Below are 16,440 nucleotides of genomic sequence, written 5' to 3'. Positions count from 1 at the left end.
GCCGGGCCGGGCCGTCCACACCGCGCGGCAGGAGGGGGCGGACCGGCGCCTCCGGGTGCTCAGCGAACGAGCCCCTGATGGGCGGCGAGGCGTTCCAGCAGCCCGGTCAACGTGGCCCGCTCCTCCGGGGACAGCGGGTCGAGGACCTCCTGTTCGTGCCGCCGGAACGCCGCCGCCACCGCGCGCAGCGTCCGGTGCCCATGGTCGGTCAGCGTGACGAGCCGGGTCCGCCGGTCGCCCGGCGGCACCGCGCGGCGCACCAGGCCCTGTTGCTCCAGTTCGTCCACCAGCACCACCACCCGGCTCGGGCGCACCCCGAACTGCTCGGCCAGCTCCCGCTGGCTGCGCCCCGGGTTGCCGCCGATCCAGCGCAGCAGTCCGGCCTGCCGCAGGCTGACGCCGGTCCGCGAGACCCGCTCGGCGAACCGCGCCGCGGCGTGCGATCCCAGCTGGGTGAGCAGGAAGGCCGCCCCCTCGGGGCCGGTGGCGGAGGCCGTGGTCGTCATGCCGCGATGGTAACGACCGGTGCACCGTTCACCCGGGTGAACGGTGCGGCGTGTCGAACGACGTCAGCGCGGCAGCCACAGCAGTTCCGCGTCGGGCCCGGCCCAGCCGGGCGGGATGACGGCGAAGGCGTCGGCACCGGCGGCGCCGCGCAGCGTCCCGGGACGGTCGTGCCCCACCGGTTCCGCCCGTCGGCCGTCCGCGCCGACACGGACCGGGACCAGCCGGGTGTCCACGGCGTGCGGCCGGACCCCGCCGTCGAGCGGTATCCGGCGGGGGGCGCCCGGGCCGCCCGCCGCCGGGTCCGGCCGGCCCGCGAGCGCGGCCAGCAGCGGAACCAGCAGCGTCAGCCCGGCCACCAGCGCGGCGTTGGGGTTGCCGGGAAGCCCGGCGATCACCGTCCCCGGGCGTTCGGGACGGCCGGTGTGCGCGAGAAGCTGCGGGTGGCCGGGGCGGCAGGCGACACTGTCCACGAGCACGGTGGCCGTCAGCTCGTCCAGCGCCGCGCGGAGATGGTCCGCCGGCCCGCGCGAGGAGGCGCCGCAGACCACGACCACCCCGGTCTCGGGCCGCGAGACCGCGGCGTCGAGGGCCGCGACGAGCTCCGCGGCGCTGTCGGCCGCCCGGTCGATGCGGTCCACCCGGGCGCCGGCCCACGCGGCCAGCCCGGGCAGCATCGGCCCGATCGCGTCCCGCACCACGCCGGGCCCGGGGACGCCGGAGGCGGTGACCTCGTCCCCGGTGACCAGCACCGTGACCCGGGGCCGGCGCACCGTGAGCGCGTCGTGGCCGAGACTCGCGGCCAGTCCCAGGACGGTGGGCGTCACGACGGTCCCGGCGGCCAGTACCGCCGCGCCCGCTTCGGTGTCCTCGCCGCACCGGCGGACATGCCGTCCCGGCTGCACCTCGCCCGCCACGGTGCCGCCGCCGCGGTGGGCCGCCTCGTACGGCAGAACGGCGAGCGTCCCCTCGGGCACCACGGCCCCCGTGGCGATCTCCACGGCCTGCCCGGAGCCCAGCGGGGCGCTCGGTCCCTCCCCGGCCAGCACCCGCCCCACGACGGCCCACGGCCCGGCGCCCGCCACCGCGTAGCCGTCCATCGCCGCGGCATCGTAGGAGGGGATGCCGACCAGCGCGAGCAGGTCCTCGGCGAGCGTGGCCCCCAGGGCACCGGCCAGCGGCTCCCGCGACGGCACCGCGGCGCCCGCACGGCCGCCCAGCCACCGGGCCGCCGCCCGCGCCTCCTGCCACGGCACCGGCCCGCGCGCACGCGGACCCCGCTCCCCGCCACGGCCCCGGCCGGCCGCCTCCCGTCGTCGCACGTCTCCTTGTATATCGCCGGCCGGCCGGGTTCCCCGTCACCGCCCCTCGGGACGCCGGTGCCGCCCTGCGCAGCGCCGCATTCGATTTGCCGTCCGCAGAGATTCCGCTACAGTTCTTACTGCACGACGGCACGAACCCCAGGGGGTCGAGCCGGAGGGCACGCGGACGTGGCTCAGCTGGTAGAGCATCACCTTGCCAAGGTGAGGGTCGCGGGTTCGAATCCCGTCGTCCGCTCGGAGATACGGAGGGGCCGCGGCCGCTCCGGCGTGAATCCGGTGGAGTGGCCGAGAGGCGAGGCAGCGGCCTGCAAAGCCGTCGACACGGGTTCAAATCCCGTCTCCACCTCCGAGTACCGGACTCGGGCGATTAGCTCAGTGGGAGAGCGCTACCTTGACACGGTAGAGGTCACTGGTTCAATCCCAGTATCGCCCACCAACAACACAGCAGGTCGGAAGGCTCCTCTGGAGCTTCGGCCGAGACGATCCGGCCCGGATGGGAGACATCCGGGAGATCACCTTTGCAGCGGGCTCCTCCGGGAGCCCGTTTCCCATGTCCGCACGGTCGCGCTCTTCGAGGGACGGCAGGGTGCCGTGGACGTGACGGCCGTCGCTGGACGGGGCGCCGCGTCCCCATTTCCTCATGGCCGGGGCCGCATCCCGGCTTCCAGCGCCGTCGAGTGCGAGGCCGCGCAACGCTGGGCAACGCTACGGTTCGAATGCGCGAGAGGCGCACAGGTGAACTTCGTGCACCTTTTTCAATCGGCCGAAATTCCGGTGCGGGCCGAGGCGTGCGCCCCGGCCCGCACGTGCTTTCCGCACGCGGATATTACCGCGGCGCTTCCATGACGCTCTGATCGTGATCGTGCCATGAAAGATCATTGAGCGGATCTCAGCCGGGGTTGCGGCGGATTCCCGGAAATCCCGGCGGCTCCTGCGCCGAAAATTCTATTATGGCGGCCTCGGCCCCTTGGTATGGAGGTTCTCCATGCACACCGTGGACCCCCTGGCCCACCGTGTCGTCCACCGGTGCGCTCCGCAAGAGTCTCCCCACGACGCCGCGTTCCGGGACGGCTTCTATGGCCGGGGCGGCCGGCCTCCCGGCCATCGCGACAACCCGGGCCGACGCTGAAAGACGCCGGTGAATTGCGGAGGCGGCGTCATGGCGACCCCGGCCGATATCCCGACCGAGTCGGACGATCTGTATTCCGCCCCGTTCCGGCTGCCCTCCGCGACCGCGACCCGGTTCCTCTTGCTGATGGTGGCGACGTTCGGTGCGTCACTGACTGTAATGACGGTTGTCGTCGCCTTTTTCGGGGGCTGGGCACTGCCCGGCATACAGGCATGCGCCGATGCCGCGCGCGCCGGAGTGGGCGAGACCGCCGCACGCACGCTGCTCTACGAGTTCAGGTCCTGCGGCGACCGGGCTCTCCGCATCGCCAACCTCGTGACACTTCTGGCCTGCTCGGCTCCTGTTCTCATCGGCGTCGCCATCTACACCGCCCATCCGTCCCTGCTATTGCGGCGCCTCGCGCCCCTGCGGGACGTCGACGGCGTCCTGCGACGCCGGGCCACGGAGCAGCTGCACGCCGCCTTGGGGGCCTCTCGCTCGCGGGTCAGGCTGCTGATCACCGCCGGGACCGCGGGAGGTGCCAGGGCGTTCGGCGCCTGGGGCCGCTACTGGATCGCCATCGACCGCTCCCTCCTCGCGGTGGACGCCCGACCCAATGGCGAATCGTCCGGACATACCGCTGCGATCATCCACCACGAGGCGGCCCACGTCCGCAACCGCGACATCGACATCACTTACCTCACCATCGGGATGTGGTGGGGGTTCGTGGCCGTTGCGCTGCTGCTCCTGCCACTGCTGTTCCTTGAGCCGGCCGCGCTGTCCTTCGGTCTTCCCCTCGCCGCCGCCTTGGCCGTGCTCACGTACGCCCGCGCGCGTGTGCTCCAGGTTCGTGAGTTCTACGCGGACGCGCGGGCGGCCAGGGATCCACGGATCCGGCACTGCTTGCTGACGTTGTTCGGCCGGCCTGTGCGGCGGACCCGGCCGCTGGAGCGCGCGTGGCGCTCCCTCGGCAGTCCACACCCACGGCCTGCGAACCGCCGCGCGGTGGTCGAGGACCCCTCGCTGCTGCTGCGAGGCGGCTACCTTGATGTGGCCTACGCCGGATGCGCGGTCGGTCTGTCCTACAGTGCCTTCCTGCTGATGGCCGGCTCCTCGACCGGCGTGCAGATCCCCGGCCTGGTCTTCGGCGCGCTGCTCTCGGTCATCCTCACCACGGTCGTCTGGCGGTCGACCACACGGACGCGCGCCCTCGGCCGGCGCCCGCTCCCTGTGGGGCGGATGTCACTCGCCCTGACCGGTGGGATCCTCCTCGGGCAGTTCATGATGCCCCAGCTACACGTGATCACCTGGGGCAGCATGCTGATCACCGCCCCGGGATCGGCCCTGCTCATGGCAGGACTCCTGTGGGGATCGTGCGCGATGGCCATGGGGTCGATCTCGTTCGCCGCATCCTGCTGGATCGGCGCGTCGCGTCGCGTCTGGCCGCTGTGGGCTTGTGCGGCATCGAACGCTCCGGTCATCGCGACCGTGCTGGTCGTGTGGTTCTTCACGACGGCCGCCCATGCGGTCTATCCCGGCTGGTGGTCGCTCATCTCCTGGACGTTCACGTCGCTGGGTGTCAACTGGCAGCTGCCGATGGCCGCCCTGGGCCTGGGGATCGCCTTCCCGCTCACGGCCTGGCTCGCCTGGAGGCCGAAACCGCCTGTTGGCGGCGGTTCGGACGCCGAGTCCCAGGGCAGGACGCTGTGCCCGCCGTGGGGCCCGGTGATCGCGGCGGTGGCGACGGCGGCCGGCTTCATCGTCGCCGTGGACGTGGACGCGCGCGTGGGCGGCCGGATGGACCCGCTCGTGCTCGGAATGGTCGCGGCGGTCGTTGCCACAGTGGCGCTGGCCTGGCTGCTGGGCGGTCGCGGGGCGAGCGGCCGGGTGGTGTGCGCGACCGCGGTCACCCTCTACCTCATCGCGCCGCTCGCACTTCCCGCCATCCACGTCGGGACCAGGATCGGTGCCTGCTTCGACACCCCGGTGGGGCTGGTGAGCTGCTGGGCCGATGTGATTCCCGGGGCGGAGCGGTGGGTGTCCGCCGTGAACACCAGTGTGTTCAACCTGGTCCCGCTTCTGCTGGTGTGCTGCCCGCTGGCGGTCATGGTCTCCAAGGGCCGGGGGATGCTCGGCCGTCCGCCGCGCCCGGTGGTCCCGGCCGTCCGGCGCTGGCCGGGCGTGTCGGCGGCGCTGTTGATCCTTCTCTTCGGGCTGGGAACACCGCTGCTGATCCTGCACACGCGGTCGGCGCCGGGATCCGATGCCGAGCCGTACCCCCTGGACGCTCCCGCCCGGGCTGAGCTGCTCCGGCCACTGGAAGAACAACGGCTTCAGGGCCGTGGCGCCTGCCAGGCGATCGACGAGGCCGGTCAGGACGGCCTCGTGGTGGGTCCCATCCAACCCGGTGGCGGGACGGATCTGGCCTTCGCCAGGTCCGTGCGCGCGATGGGCGCGTCCACCGACCCGGTGCTGCACGCCTTCGCCGAGGCGGCGATCGCGGAAGCGTCCGGGCCTCGCTCCTATACGGTCACCGGTGACGCGGTCGAGGCAGGGCGGCAGTACTGCGCGACCGCTCACCCCGGTACGGGAATCCTGCTGCTCGGCTGGTAGGCGGCCAAGGAACGTCCACGGCGGCAGGCGGCCGTGGCGGCCGTCGCCACGCCCGTACGCTGGCATATCGTCTTTTTCAGAAAAAAGTTCCGTCGGGCTGTCGATCGCGGCGCCTGTCGTTCGACGTCCAGTCGAGAGGCGCCGACCACGGCGCCGTTCCACGAGGGAGAACGACCGTGAAGTACATGCTCATCATGCGGACCACCGACGAGGCCCTTCAGGCCGCCAAGAAGGTGTCGTTCGAGGAGATCATCAACGCGATGGGCGCCTTCAACGAGGCGATGATCAATGCCGGCGTCCTGCTCGCCGGTGACGGACTGGCCGACGCGGAGGAGGGCGCGGTCGTCGAGTTCACCGAAGAGGAGCCGATCGTCACCGACGGCCCGTACGGCGAGACGCACGAGCTGTTCAACGGCTTCTGGATCCTCCAGGTGGCCAGCAAGGAGGAGGCCGTCGAGTGGGCCAAGCGGGTCCCGATCGGCCCCTGTTCCAAGGTGGAGGTGCGCCGCATCACGGACGAGAGCGACTTCGCCGACTTCTCCGAGAACGAGTACATCCAGAAGGAGAAGGGCTGGCGCGAGGAGCTTCCGCAGCAGTGGTAGTGACCGACGACGTGCGCCGCAAGGTCGAGGCGGTCTGGCGGATCGAGGGCGCGCGGGTCGTCGCGACCGTGGCGCGCATGGTGGGCGACGTGGGCCTGGCCGAGGACCTCGCCCAGGACGCGCTCGCCGACGCGCTCGCGCAGTGGCCGGAGACGGGCGTCCCGCGGAACGCGGGCGCCTGGCTCACGGCCGTCGCCAAGCGCAAGGCGATCGACGGCTGGCGGCGCCGGGAACGCCTCGACGAGCGGTACGGTGCCATCGCGCGCGACCTGGAGTCCGCGGCGGAGGACGAGTGGGAGCCGATCGGCGACGACGTGCTCAAGCTCGTCTTCGCCGCCTGCCATCCGGTGCTGGCACGCGAGGCGCAGGTGGCGCTCACGCTGCGGGTGGTCGGCGGTCTCACCAGCGAGGAGATCGCGCGGATGTTCCTCGTGTCGGTGCCGACGATGCAGCAGCGCATCGTGCGCGCCAAACGGACGCTCACCGCGGCCCGGGTGCCGTTCGAGGTGCCCGAGCCGCACGAGTGGCGCGGGCGGCTGGCCGGGGTGCTCGCGGTCGTCTACCTCGTGTTCACCGAGGGCTACGCCGCGACGTCCGGGGACCGGTGGATCCGCGCGGAGCTCGCGGCCGAGGCGCTGCGGCTGGGACGGATGGTCGCGGCGCTGACGCCGCGGGAGCCGGAGGCGCACGCCCTCGTCGCGCTCATGGAGCTGCAGGCGTCGCGCTTCGCGGCGCGGCTGGGCCCGGACGGCAGCCCCGTTCTGCTCGCCGACCAGGACCGCAGCCGGTGGGATCGCGGCCAGATCACGCGGGGGCTGGCCGCGCTCTCCCGGGCGGACGCGCTGGGACGCGGGCGGGGACCATACGGGCTGCAGGCGGCGATCGCGGCCTGCCACGCGCGGGCGGCGAGCGTCGAGGAGACCGACTGGGACGGGATCGTCACGCTGTACGCCGCGCTGGAGCAGCTCACCCGCAACCCCGTCGTCACGCTGAACCGCGCCGTCGCGGTGTCGATGGCGGCGGGACCGGAGGCGGCGCTGCGCATCGTCGACGAGCAGCTGGACGCGGAACGGCTCCGCGACTGGTATCTGCTGCCCAGTGTCCGCGGCGAGCTGCTCGCCCGGCTCGGCCGCTGCGACGAGGCGCGGGCGGAGCTGCGGCGTGCGGCCGACCTCGCCGGCAACGAGCGGCAGCGGTCCGTGCTGCTGGGCAAGCTCGCGGAGCTGTGACCCGGACCGGCTCCGCTTCGCCGTCCCCGGCCGCGACGCGGCCGGGGACGCGACGTCGTGCCGCCGGCCGCCCGCCGCGGTCCGCACCGCGCGGGCGTTGGGGCGGCCCGGTGGGGGCTCAGCAGCCGGAGCCGGTCTGGGTGAGCAGGCCCAGCCGCCACGGGAGCTGGGAGTAGTCGCCGCTGGAGGCCGGATCCATGCCCTGGTAGAGGTAGCGCAGGCCGCAGGGGTCGATGCGCATGGTCTGGTCGATGCCGGCGCGCACCATCTCGCCGTGGCTGATGTCCTCGGTCCACCGCCCGCCCGGGAAGGTGACGTTGGCGGCACCGGCGAAGGGGGCGTTCTCGGTGGCGGCGAGCGGTGTCCACGCGCCGTCGATGGCGTCGGAGGTCCAGGACCGGAAGTAGCGGCGGCCGGTGGCGCCGATGGCCTCCACGAGCAGCAGGTACTCGCCGGAGTCCGCCACCTGGTAGACGTTGCTGGCCTCGAAGAGCGCGAACCTGCTGTCCTCCAGGGCGATCCGGGTGTCGGTGAAGCCTTCGGGGAAGTCCGCGACGCTGGTCCGGGCCCGGTACAGGTGGCCGTTGTCGTCGGAGGAGAACAGGTAGCAGTTCGCGGTGTCGCAGATGACCCAGAAGTCCAGCCAGGTGCCGTCCCCGCGGTTCTCCTCCACGATGGGCGGCACCTCGTCCTGGAAGGTGCGCGGGGCGGACCAGCTGTCCGGGTCGCTGATGTCGGTGGTGGTGGAGTAGGTCGGCATGGGGCTCTGGAAGACCAGGTACCACGTCTGCTGCGGGGCGAAGTAGAACACCTGCGGTGCCGCGCGGTAGCCCGGCCCGATGGGGGTGGTGTCCAGGTGACGCTGCGGCGCGGTGGCCGCCTCCTCCCAGGTCTCGAAAGCGGTGTAGGTCAGGCTCCAGGAGCCGGCGGTGTCGGCCGTGGTGGCGAACACGTGCCAGCGTCCGTCGTGGTGGACGACCGTGGGGTCCTTGATGGACACGATGTCGTGCTGGGCGTCCGGCTGCGGGCTGATCAGCACGTCGCTGGAGGACCACTGGAACTCGGTGGGCAGAGCGGTCGCCGCCTCCGCCGGTGCCAGGGTCGTGGAGCTCAGGACGGCGACGGCCGCGAGGGCGGCGACGCCGTGTCTTCTTCGCGGAGCGGTCATGGTGTTCCTCGACGCGTGGGGGATGGATCGCTGCGTGGATCGAAGCGGCCGGGGCTGCGAAGGAGTGCGAAGGAGAACTCACCGGCGGCGGCCGCACGAAAGGATCAAGAGAGCGTTGTTAGCGCTCACAATCCGGTTCGGAGGACCCGCCGCCTTTATGTTTCGGAAATTTGCCCGAAACGCTATTCCGCGCCCACCGGGGTGTCAAGAGCGGCCGCCGGCGCGGTTTCTCAGACCTTTCTTACTTCCGCGGACTATCGTGCCCGGGCCGCCGAGAGGGTGTCCGCGGCGCGGGCGACCGTGGAACGGGGAGGGACATGCAGCAGCGAGGTCCGGGGAACACGAGCACCGCCGCTCGCATCCTCCTCGTCGAGGACGACCCGAACATCCTGGAACTCCTGACCGCGTCCCTGGAGCTCAGCGGCCACACGGTGCGCGGGGCGGCCGACGCGGACGCCGCGCTGGCCGCGGCCGCCGCGTCCCCAGGGCCCGACATCGCGCTCGTGGACGTCATGCTGCCGGGCCGCAGCGGGCTGGACCTCATCGCCGAACTGCGCACGCTGCACCCCGGTCTGCCGGTGCTGCTGCTGACCGCGCGCGGATCCGTCGAGGACCGCGTCCGGGGGCTGCGAGCGGGCGCGGACGACTACGTGACCAAGCCGTTCAGCCTGGAGGAGGTGCTGCTGCGGCTGCAGGCCGTCCTGCGTCGCACCGGGACGTCCGGCCGCGCGCAGGAGGAGACCTCACTCCGGTACGCGGACCTGGAATTGTCCGAGGACGCCCACGAGGCGCGGCGCGGCGGCGTGCCGATCCGGCTCTCCCGCACCGAGCTGGCGCTGCTGCGCTACCTGATGATCAACGCCGGCCGGATCGTCAGCAAGACGCAGATCCTGGACCGGGTGTGGGGCGGGGAGTCCGGTGATACCCGGGTGGTGGAGACTTACATCAGCTACCTGCGGCGCAAGATCGATACCCGTTACCCGCCGCTGATCCACACCGTCTGGGGCGTGGGGTACACGCTCCGGCTGAACGCGGCGGACCGTTCGTGAGCGCGGCCGGCCGCCGGTGGCGGTCCAGGAGCCTTGCCCGACGGCTCCCGCTGGCGGTGCTGTGCCTGACCGCGGTCGCGCTGCTCGCTTTCGGCGGCGTGGCCACGGTGCTGCTGCACCGTTCCCTGATGGACGAGGTGGACTCCCGCCTGCATGACCTCGCCGATGCACCGCACCGGGGCGCCCCGCCGCCCGGCGGCCCGGGAGAGCATCGTCCGCCGCCGTTCCCCACCGACTTGCGCCTGCTGCGGGTGGGAGCCGACGGCCGGGTGCTCGACGTGGTCGGGCGTACCGAGCCCGACGACCCGCTGCCCGACGTCGCGGGACTCGCCATCGACGACCTGCTCGCCCGCGAGGGCGAGCCCTTCACCGTGCCGGGCACCGGCGAGAGCCGATGGCGGATCATCGCCTCCGACGGCGGGGACGGCACCGTGCTGGTGACCGCGCAGTCGCTGGCGGAGGTGCACGGCACGCTCACTCAGCTGGTCGTCATCGAGGTGGGCGTCGGCCTGGCGGTCCTGGCCGCGCTGGGGATCGCGGCCGTGATGACGGTGCGGATGCAGCTCCGGCCGCTGCACGAGATCGAGATGACCGCGCAGGCCATCGCGGCCGGCGACCTGGAGCGGCGGATCGCCGACCAGGATCCCGGCACCGAGAGTGGCCGGCTGGGTGCGGCTCTGAACGTGATGCTCGGCGAACTGCTGCGGGCGCTGTACGAGCGCGACCGCTCCGCCGCCGCGACCCGGCGGTTCGTCGCCGATGCCTCTCACGAGCTGCGCACCCCGCTCTCGTCCATCCGCGGCTTCGCCGAGCTGTACCGGCAGGGACGCGCCCAGGGGCTCGTCGCCGAGAACGCGCACGCCGACCGCTGGTTCTCCCGCATCGAGTCCGAGGCGGCCCGCATGGCGGGGCTGGTGGAGGACTTGCTGATGCTGGCCCGCTTCGACGAGGCGCCGCACGTGGAGTACGCGGACGTGGATCTGCGCCGGATCGCCGAGCACGTCACCGCCGATGCCCGGGCGCGCTTCCCCGGCTCTGCCGTGACCCTGCGCGCCCCGGACCGGGTGCGGGTGCTCGGAGACGCCGACCGGCTGCGGCAGGTGCTGGACAACCTGGTCGGCAACGCGCTGACGCACACCCCGGCGGGCACCCCGGTCGAGGTCACGGTGCACAGCGCGGCCGCAGAGCAGCCCGTGGACGCGGTCGGCGTCGGCGAACTGCCCGAGGGAGTGTCCCGGGTGGCGGTGCTGACGGTACGCGACGAGGGACCGGGAATCCCCGAGAAGGAGCTGGGCCGGGTGTTCGACCGCTTCTACCGGGTCGACGAGTCGCGTACCCGGGGCGGGACCGGGCTGGGACTGTCCGTCAGCGCGTCGCTGGTGGCGGCCCACCACGGACGCATCTCGGCCGACTCGCGACCGGGGGCGGGCAGCACGTTCCGGGTCGTCCTGCCCGCGGAGTGACGAGCACGACCAGAAACACCCGGCGGCCGGCCCCCGAGTGTCCGGAGCCGCCGACGCCGAACCCGAAGGCCCGAACTCGTTAGCGGGGCAGGACAACGAGAGGACGAGGGCGACCGGGGGAGGTACCTCGTCCGTTCGCCTGGTGCCGGCGGCCGGCACCAGGCGAACGGTGGGGACACCGGCTACTCGCCGTCGGCTCCCGCCCCGCCGAATGGGGCGTCCTGCGGGTCCGGCGGGGTGTCGGAGACGGCCGTGACTTGCTCGGCCAGCTCGGCCCTGGCCTCGTTGACCCCGTCGTCGCCGACGTCCGCCGCGCGGTCGGCGATCGCGTCCACCAGTTCCGCGGCGGTTCCGCTCGCGACGAGTTCGGCGTACAGCTCGGCATAGGACCGCTCGTACAGCTCCAGGAAGCCGTCGGCGGCGAGGAAGCGCTCGCGCAGGGCACCGCTGCCGCCCATCCCTGGGCCGCCGCCCTCCGCACCGTCCGGTGGCTCCATGCCCTCGGGAGGTTCCATCCCCTCGGGGAGCTCCATGCCCTCAGGGAACTCCATGCCCTCGGGGGGCTGCATCCCCTGCGGCTCGCCGTCCGGCGGCATGCCTCCCCCGCCCGGCATCCCGCCCATGCCGGCGAACGCCAGGTTGAGGTCCCACGACACCACCGTGAAGCGCCCCCGTTTCGCGTCGTACCAGAGGTAGTAGTTGTTCCCCGGCCCGTGCATGGCGTCGAAGTTGGACATCAGGTCCTGCAGGGCCAGATAGCGGGCGAAGGCGTCCACGTCCAGCCGGGCGTCGAGCTCCCGGGCGAAGGTCGCGTCGTCCGACTCGGCGACGAACTCCAGCAGCGACATCACCGGCTGCAGGTCGTAGGTGTGCTCGGCGTTGATCTGGTCGAAGGACTCCTCGTAGTCGGTGGGGTCGTCGCCGAGGTGGTCGAACGTGCCACCCGCCCGGGCCTTGTAGAGCACTCCGTCCCCGCGGTCGTTCGCCCAGGCGGCGTCCGGCACGTCAAGGAGCAGCCGGGCTACGGGGTCGCCGCCGTTCACGCCGAACGTGGTGAACGTGTAGTCCTGCGTGGTCTGCCCGTCGGCCGCGGTCAGCTCCAGCGCCAGCGCCTCGTTCAGCGCGGTGCCGGAGACGCTCGTGGCCGGGCGCAGGGTGATCTCGGTGTGCCCCTGGTAGGCGCGGCCCTCCACGAACTCCTCGAAGCTGATCAGCCACGGGAGGTTCTCGGGCTCGTCCTCGGATAGCTGGATCATGCCGCCGCCGGGGCCGCCGTTCGGTCGCGCACCGTCCGCCGAGTCGTCGGCCGCGCCGTCCTGCGGCGGGTCCGGCGGCGCCGCGCCGGTTTCGGGCGCGGCCGACGCGGCCGGATCCCGGGCTTGAGCTCCGCCGCCATCCGGTACGCCGGGGAAGTCGCCGCCGCGCAGGCTCATCAGGGTGGAGTTGCCCTTGAGCCGCAGCCCCACGTCGTTGATCGCGGTGCCGTCGATGGTGATGTCGGCCCGGATGAACTCCTTCTCCCCCTCGGTGCGGAAGGTGCTCATCATGTCGGCGTACTCGGTCTCATCGAACGTGACCTCGATGGCGTGCGGACCGTCGTCGAAGAGGTCGCCCTCGCCCGCGATGTTCTGGGTGACGGTCTCGTCGGAGATCAGCTCGGAGGTGATGTAGGGGCGGACCCGGGCCTCTCCGAAGACGACGACGAGGGCCAGCAGCGCCACGCAGGTGGCGGCGGCCGTCCGCCAGTGCCGGCGGAGACGGACGGGGACGCGGTGCCGCAGCCGTCTCCTCGACGGCCGCGCGGGGTCGGCGGTGCCGTCTGCCATGGTGGTCACAGGTCCGTCTGGTCGTAGCCGGTGAGCACGGTCGCCTTCTGCCCGGCTGTGCGGGAGCGCAGCCGCTCGACGAGGTCGTGCGGCGTGACCCCCTTCTTCAGCCGTGCCGTGTAGGTCAGCTCCAGCAGGGAGCCGCCGCGCACCGACTCGGTGCTGATGAGCTCGGACTCCTCGGTCGTGGCGATGAGCACGTCGCCGACCGCTGCCGTGTGGTCGCTTCCGTCGGCGGGGACCTGGACCTTGACGACCTGCCGGACGACGTTGAGCGCGAACCAGTTGAAGCGGTGCATGAGGAGGATGACGGCGCAGATGGCCACGGTCGCGATGACCGCCAAGGTGTAGAACCGCGTGCCGCACGCCATGCCGACGCCCATGACGAGGAAGATGAACCCGACGTCGCGGGTCTCCTTGATCGCGTTGCGGAACCGCACCACCGACAGCGCGCCCACCAGGGCGAACGCCCGGGCGATGTTCGAGCCGACGACCAGCATGATCAGGGCGATGAGCATGCCCAGGACGATCAGCGTGTGCACGTAGCTCTGGCTGTAGGAGATGTTGCGGTGGGTCGCCCGGTAGGTCCAGGCCACGACGAGGCTGGTCAGGAAGGCCAGCGACAGCGCCAGGACCACGTCCGTCACGCTGAACGTGCCGGAGAGGTCCGAGATGCCGAAATCGAGATTCATGTCTGGTCGGACTGCCTTTTCGTGCTCACGGGTGGAAGAGGACGGGGTCGGGGCGGCGGTCTCAGGCCGGTCCCGGCGTGTGGAGGGGCGGGCGGGCCTCTTCGGTCACGTCCTCGGCGGGGACGTGGAAGACCGATCGGGGCGCCTTGCCGAAGGCCTCGACGCTCTGGCAGTACTTGGAGATGCGCTGGACCTGCAGCCCGAACCGGGCGGCCATGTCGGTCACCCAGTAGGGGGCGCGCTCGTTCGCCTTGACCTCCATCACGACGAAGTGCGGGCTGATGATGTAGCGGCTCTCGCTCTCGGCGCGCAGATCGAAGTCACGGTCGCGGCCGCGCACCCGGTGGTCCAGGGTCACCCGCAGCCCCAGGTCGGCCTCCGTGCCGACGTAGGGAACACGGCGGTAGCCGGTCATGGCGGTGGGACGCAGCTCCAGCCGGTGGACCAAGTCCAGCACCTCGTCCACGAACCCCTGGTCCGCGCCGGGGTGCTCGATGCGGACCCGCCGGTCGCACAGGTCGCGCGCCAGGTCGTAGGGCAGCAGCACCCGCCGCTTCTGGGTGACGCGGTTGACCCGCTGCTTGATCTCCACCGACACCGGGCAGTCGTCGGCGCCGGTGCCGAGGTCTCCGTACCGGCGGATGCGCAGCTTCCGCCGGAACTTCAGGCCTTCGATCTTCTCCCAGTAGAAGCGCAGGCCCTGGGTGTCGTAGTAGAGGCTCCACACGGTGTAGCCGTCGGGGCCGGCGTTGCGGTCCGTGTGCATGCGCGCGGCCAGTTCGGCCCGGATTTCGGCCTCCTGGGTGACGGGGACGAGGTACTTGAGCTCGTAGCGGTTGAACGCGTGCAGCCTGCCGGGCGCCCGCAGCCGGGCGCCCGGCCCGGTGCGCGAGGCCCGTGGCTCGCGGGCCGCCGGTTCGGAAACGATCTGCCGAAGTGTCGCCATGCGGTCTCCCTCCGTCATCGGTGACGACGGGGAGAACACAACCCGACCCCTCCGTGAAGAGACGCAGAAGTTCCTGGGAAAAGTCTGAGCATTCCCCCAAAACCGCAGTTCGTGCGGGACGCGCCGTACGGGGTAAGAGTTCGGCTAGAGGTACCGGAGCCGGGGCGTGCGTCCCGGCTCCCGGACGCGTAGGGGGAGTCCGGGGGAGTTCGGCGGGGCCGGGGCGGCGTGCCCGCGCGAGGTCGCGCTCCGCAGGCGGAACCCGGCCCCGGGGGACATGCGCACGGGCGGGGGCCGTCGTGCCCGGACGGCCGCCCGGCCGGGCGCCGAGGGGGACTCCGCGACGCCCGACCGCACCGGCCGCCCGGCAGGGCGCCACCGAGAGAAAGCGCGATGCCTATGAGCGGCGGAAACACCTCCAGCGGCGAACTCGCCGACGGAACCGGCCCGGAGAGTTCGCAGCGCGCCCGGCGGGAGGGCGACGGCGACTACCGCAAGCTCCTCGGGACCCGCCAGGTCCGGATGATCGCCCTGGGCGGCGCGATCGGCACCGGGCTCTTCCTCGGAGCGGGCGGTCGGCTGGCCACCGCGGGCCCGGCGCTCGTCCTCGTCTACGCCGTCACCGGGTTCTTCGTGTTCCTGATCCTGCGCGCCCTGGGCGAGTTGGTGCTGCACCGGCCGAGTTCGGGGGCGTTCGTGTCCTACGCGCGCGAGTTCTACGGGGAGCGCACGGCGTTCGTGGCGGGGTGGATGTACTGGATGCTGTGGGCGCTGACGTCCGTCGTCGACGTGACCGCGGCCGCCACCTACATCCACTACTGGGGGTTCTTCACCTCGGTGCCGCAGTGGGTGCTCGCCCTCGGCGCGCTCGCCGTGGTGCTCCTCGTCAACCTGCTGTCGGTGCGGGTGTTCGGCGAGCTGGAGTTCTGGTTCGCGATGGTCAAGGTGCTCGCGCTGTCGGCGTTCCTGCTGATCGGCGGGGTCTTCCTGGCCATGCGCTTCCCGGTCGACGGGCGGCCGCCCGGGCCGGCGCTGGTCGCCGAGCACGGCGGGCTGCTGCCGCACGGCCTGCTGTCCGTCGTGGTCGTGGTCGCCGGTGTCGCCTTCGCCTACGCCAGCGTGGAGCTCGTCGGCATCGCGGCGGGCGAGACCCCGAACCCCGAGAAGGTGATGCCGCGGGCCATCAACGGCGTCGTCGCGCGCATCGTCGTCTTCTACGTGGGCTCGGTGCTGCTGCTGGCCCTGCTGCTCCCGCACACCGCCTACACCGCCACCGAGAGCCCGTTCGTCACGTTCTTCTCACGGGCCGGTATTCCCTACGCCGCCGACATCATGAACTTCGTCGTCCTGACCGCCGCGCTGTCCAGCCTGAACGCCGGCCTGTACTCCACCGGGCGCATCCTGCGGTCGATGGCGATGTGCGGCGAGGCGCCGAGGTTCACCGCCCGGATGACCCGGTCGGGTGTCCCGGTGGGCGGGATCCTGCTCACCGCCTCGGTGACGCTGGTGGGAGTGGGGCTGAACTTCGTCGTTCCCCGGCGCGCGTTCGAGATCGGCCTGCACGTGTCGGCCCTGGGCACCCTGACCGTCTGGGCGGTGATCGTGCTCTGCCAGTTGCGGCTGTACCGTCTCGCGCGCGAGGGCAGGGTGGCCCGGCCCGCCTTCCGCATGCCGGGGTCGCCCTACACCTCGATCGCCACGCTGCTGTTCGTGGCCGGGGTCCTCGTGGTGATGGCGTGGGACTATCCGGTGGGGACGTACACGGTGGCCTCGATCGGCGTCATCGTGCCCGCTCTCGTCGTGGGGTGGCTGTGCGCGCGCAGGCACGTGGCCGGCACCGGCGCCGACGTCCCGGAGCGCACGCGGGTGTGATCTCCGCGGCGGGTGCGGCACGGAGTCACGCGGACGCCACTGTGAC

The 16,440-nt window shown here is 72.2% G+C and carries 12 protein-coding genes and 3 tRNA genes; 9 read left to right on the top strand and 6 right to left on the bottom strand.

Translation table 11 applies throughout. The annotated features are described in order from the left end of the window. Positions 1 to 59: 59 nt before the first annotated feature. Together ACFQRF_RS20770 and ACFQRF_RS20765 are read right to left on the bottom strand one after the other, a co-directional pair. Positions 60 to 506 carry a MarR family winged helix-turn-helix transcriptional regulator gene (locus tag ACFQRF_RS20770; protein WP_379872801.1) on the bottom strand — a complete coding sequence of 149 codons (447 nt, stop codon included), beginning with the start codon at positions 504 to 506 and terminating at the stop codon, positions 60 to 62. 63 nt (positions 507 to 569) lie between these two features. Further along, positions 570 to 1,826, bottom strand: coding sequence for a molybdopterin molybdotransferase MoeA (locus ACFQRF_RS20765; protein ID WP_379872800.1), 1,257 nt, complete (start codon positions 1,824 to 1,826; stop codon positions 570 to 572). Positions 1,827 to 1,988: 162 nt separating this feature from the next. Here ACFQRF_RS20765 and ACFQRF_RS20760 point away from each other — a divergent pair. The 6 genes from ACFQRF_RS20760 (at position 1,989) to ACFQRF_RS20735 (ending at position 7,378) form a co-directional block, all read left to right on the top strand. Further along, positions 1,989 to 2,061, top strand: a tRNA-Gly gene (locus tag ACFQRF_RS20760). A 40-nt stretch (positions 2,062 to 2,101) separates the two neighbouring features. After that, a tRNA-Cys gene (locus ACFQRF_RS20755) sits at positions 2,102 to 2,172 on the top strand. A gap of 15 nt (positions 2,173 to 2,187) precedes the next feature. Then, positions 2,188 to 2,262, top strand: a tRNA-Val gene (locus tag ACFQRF_RS20750). A 723-nt stretch (positions 2,263 to 2,985) separates the two neighbouring features. Further along, positions 2,986 to 5,547, top strand: coding sequence for a M48 family metalloprotease (locus ACFQRF_RS20745; protein ID WP_379872799.1), 2,562 nt, complete (start codon positions 2,986 to 2,988; stop codon positions 5,545 to 5,547). Positions 5,548 to 5,723: 176 nt separating this feature from the next. Continuing rightward, positions 5,724 to 6,149 (top strand): YciI family protein, encoded by a 426-nt coding sequence (locus ACFQRF_RS20740; RefSeq protein ID WP_379872798.1) that lies wholly within the window; start codon positions 5,724 to 5,726, stop codon positions 6,147 to 6,149. Next, positions 6,149 to 7,378 (top strand): RNA polymerase sigma factor, encoded by a 1,230-nt coding sequence (locus tag ACFQRF_RS20735; protein WP_379872860.1) that lies wholly within the window; start codon positions 6,149 to 6,151, stop codon positions 7,376 to 7,378. The genes ACFQRF_RS20740 and ACFQRF_RS20735 overlap by 1 nt, the downstream gene beginning before the upstream one ends. A 118-nt stretch (positions 7,379 to 7,496) precedes the next feature. On the opposite strand, the gene ACFQRF_RS20730 is transcribed toward ACFQRF_RS20735, so the two are convergent. After that, complete coding sequence (locus ACFQRF_RS20730; protein WP_379872797.1) at positions 7,497 to 8,546, bottom strand: glycoside hydrolase family 62 protein; 1,050 nt, start codon at positions 8,544 to 8,546, stop codon at positions 7,497 to 7,499. A gap of 317 nt (positions 8,547 to 8,863) precedes the next feature. Here ACFQRF_RS20730 and ACFQRF_RS20725 point away from each other — a divergent pair, with 317 nt between their 5' ends. Further along, complete coding sequence (locus ACFQRF_RS20725; RefSeq protein ID WP_379872796.1) at positions 8,864 to 9,595, top strand: response regulator transcription factor; 732 nt, start codon at positions 8,864 to 8,866, stop codon at positions 9,593 to 9,595. Continuing rightward, on the top strand, positions 9,592 to 11,058 hold the full coding sequence (locus ACFQRF_RS20720) for a sensor histidine kinase (protein WP_379872795.1): 1,467 nt from the start codon (positions 9,592 to 9,594) through the stop codon (positions 11,056 to 11,058). Before ACFQRF_RS20725 ends, ACFQRF_RS20720 begins: the two co-directional genes overlap by 4 nt. 182 nt (positions 11,059 to 11,240) lie before the next feature. Here ACFQRF_RS20720 and ACFQRF_RS20715 read toward each other — a convergent pair whose 3' ends face one another. The 3 genes from ACFQRF_RS20715 to ACFQRF_RS20705 form a co-directional block, all read right to left on the bottom strand. Further along, on the bottom strand, positions 11,241 to 12,884 hold the full coding sequence (locus ACFQRF_RS20715) for a CotH kinase family protein (RefSeq protein ID WP_379872859.1): 1,644 nt from the start codon (positions 12,882 to 12,884) through the stop codon (positions 11,241 to 11,243). A gap of 5 nt (positions 12,885 to 12,889) precedes the next feature. Next, positions 12,890 to 13,576: a DUF4956 domain-containing protein gene (locus ACFQRF_RS20710; RefSeq protein ID WP_379872794.1), complete on the bottom strand. Its 687-nt coding sequence runs from the start codon at positions 13,574 to 13,576 to the stop codon at positions 12,890 to 12,892. Positions 13,577 to 13,637: 61 nt separating this feature from the next. Then, a complete protein-coding gene (locus ACFQRF_RS20705) occupies positions 13,638 to 14,522 on the bottom strand; it encodes a polyphosphate polymerase domain-containing protein (RefSeq protein ID WP_379872793.1) in 885 nt (294 codons plus the stop codon). Between the two features lie 399 nt (positions 14,523 to 14,921). On the opposite strand from ACFQRF_RS20705, the gene ACFQRF_RS20700 reads away from it, so the two are divergent. Next, a complete protein-coding gene (locus ACFQRF_RS20700) occupies positions 14,922 to 16,394 on the top strand; it encodes an amino acid permease (RefSeq protein ID WP_379872792.1) in 1,473 nt (490 codons plus the stop codon). Positions 16,395 to 16,440: the final 46 nt, after the last annotated feature.

It is taken from the genome of Marinactinospora rubrisoli, from assembly GCF_042664915.1.
GTDB classification, from domain to species: domain Bacteria; phylum Actinomycetota; class Actinomycetes; order Streptosporangiales; family Streptosporangiaceae; genus Marinitenerispora; species Marinitenerispora rubrisoli.
This window is presented reverse-complemented; position numbering and strand designations above follow the sequence as displayed.

Coding starts and splice junctions, on each gene's coding strand:
- ACFQRF_RS20770 (WP_379872801.1), bottom strand. CDS start 506: ATGACGACCACGGCCTCCGCCACCGGCCCCGAGGGGGCGGCCTTCCTG.
- ACFQRF_RS20745 (WP_379872799.1), top strand. CDS start 2,986: ATGGCGACCCCGGCCGATATCCCGACCGAGTCGGACGATCTGTATTCC.
- ACFQRF_RS20730 (WP_379872797.1), bottom strand. CDS start 8,546: ATGACCGCTCCGCGAAGAAGACACGGCGTCGCCGCCCTCGCGGCCGTC.
- ACFQRF_RS20725 (WP_379872796.1), top strand. CDS start 8,864: ATGCAGCAGCGAGGTCCGGGGAACACGAGCACCGCCGCTCGCATCCTC.
- ACFQRF_RS20715 (WP_379872859.1), bottom strand. CDS start 12,884: ATGGCAGACGGCACCGCCGACCCCGCGCGGCCGTCGAGGAGACGGCTG.
- ACFQRF_RS20710 (WP_379872794.1), bottom strand. CDS start 13,576: ATGAATCTCGATTTCGGCATCTCGGACCTCTCCGGCACGTTCAGCGTG.
- ACFQRF_RS20705 (WP_379872793.1), bottom strand. CDS start 14,522: ATGGCGACACTTCGGCAGATCGTTTCCGAACCGGCGGCCCGCGAGCCA.
- ACFQRF_RS20700 (WP_379872792.1), top strand. CDS start 14,922: ATGAGCGGCGGAAACACCTCCAGCGGCGAACTCGCCGACGGAACCGGC.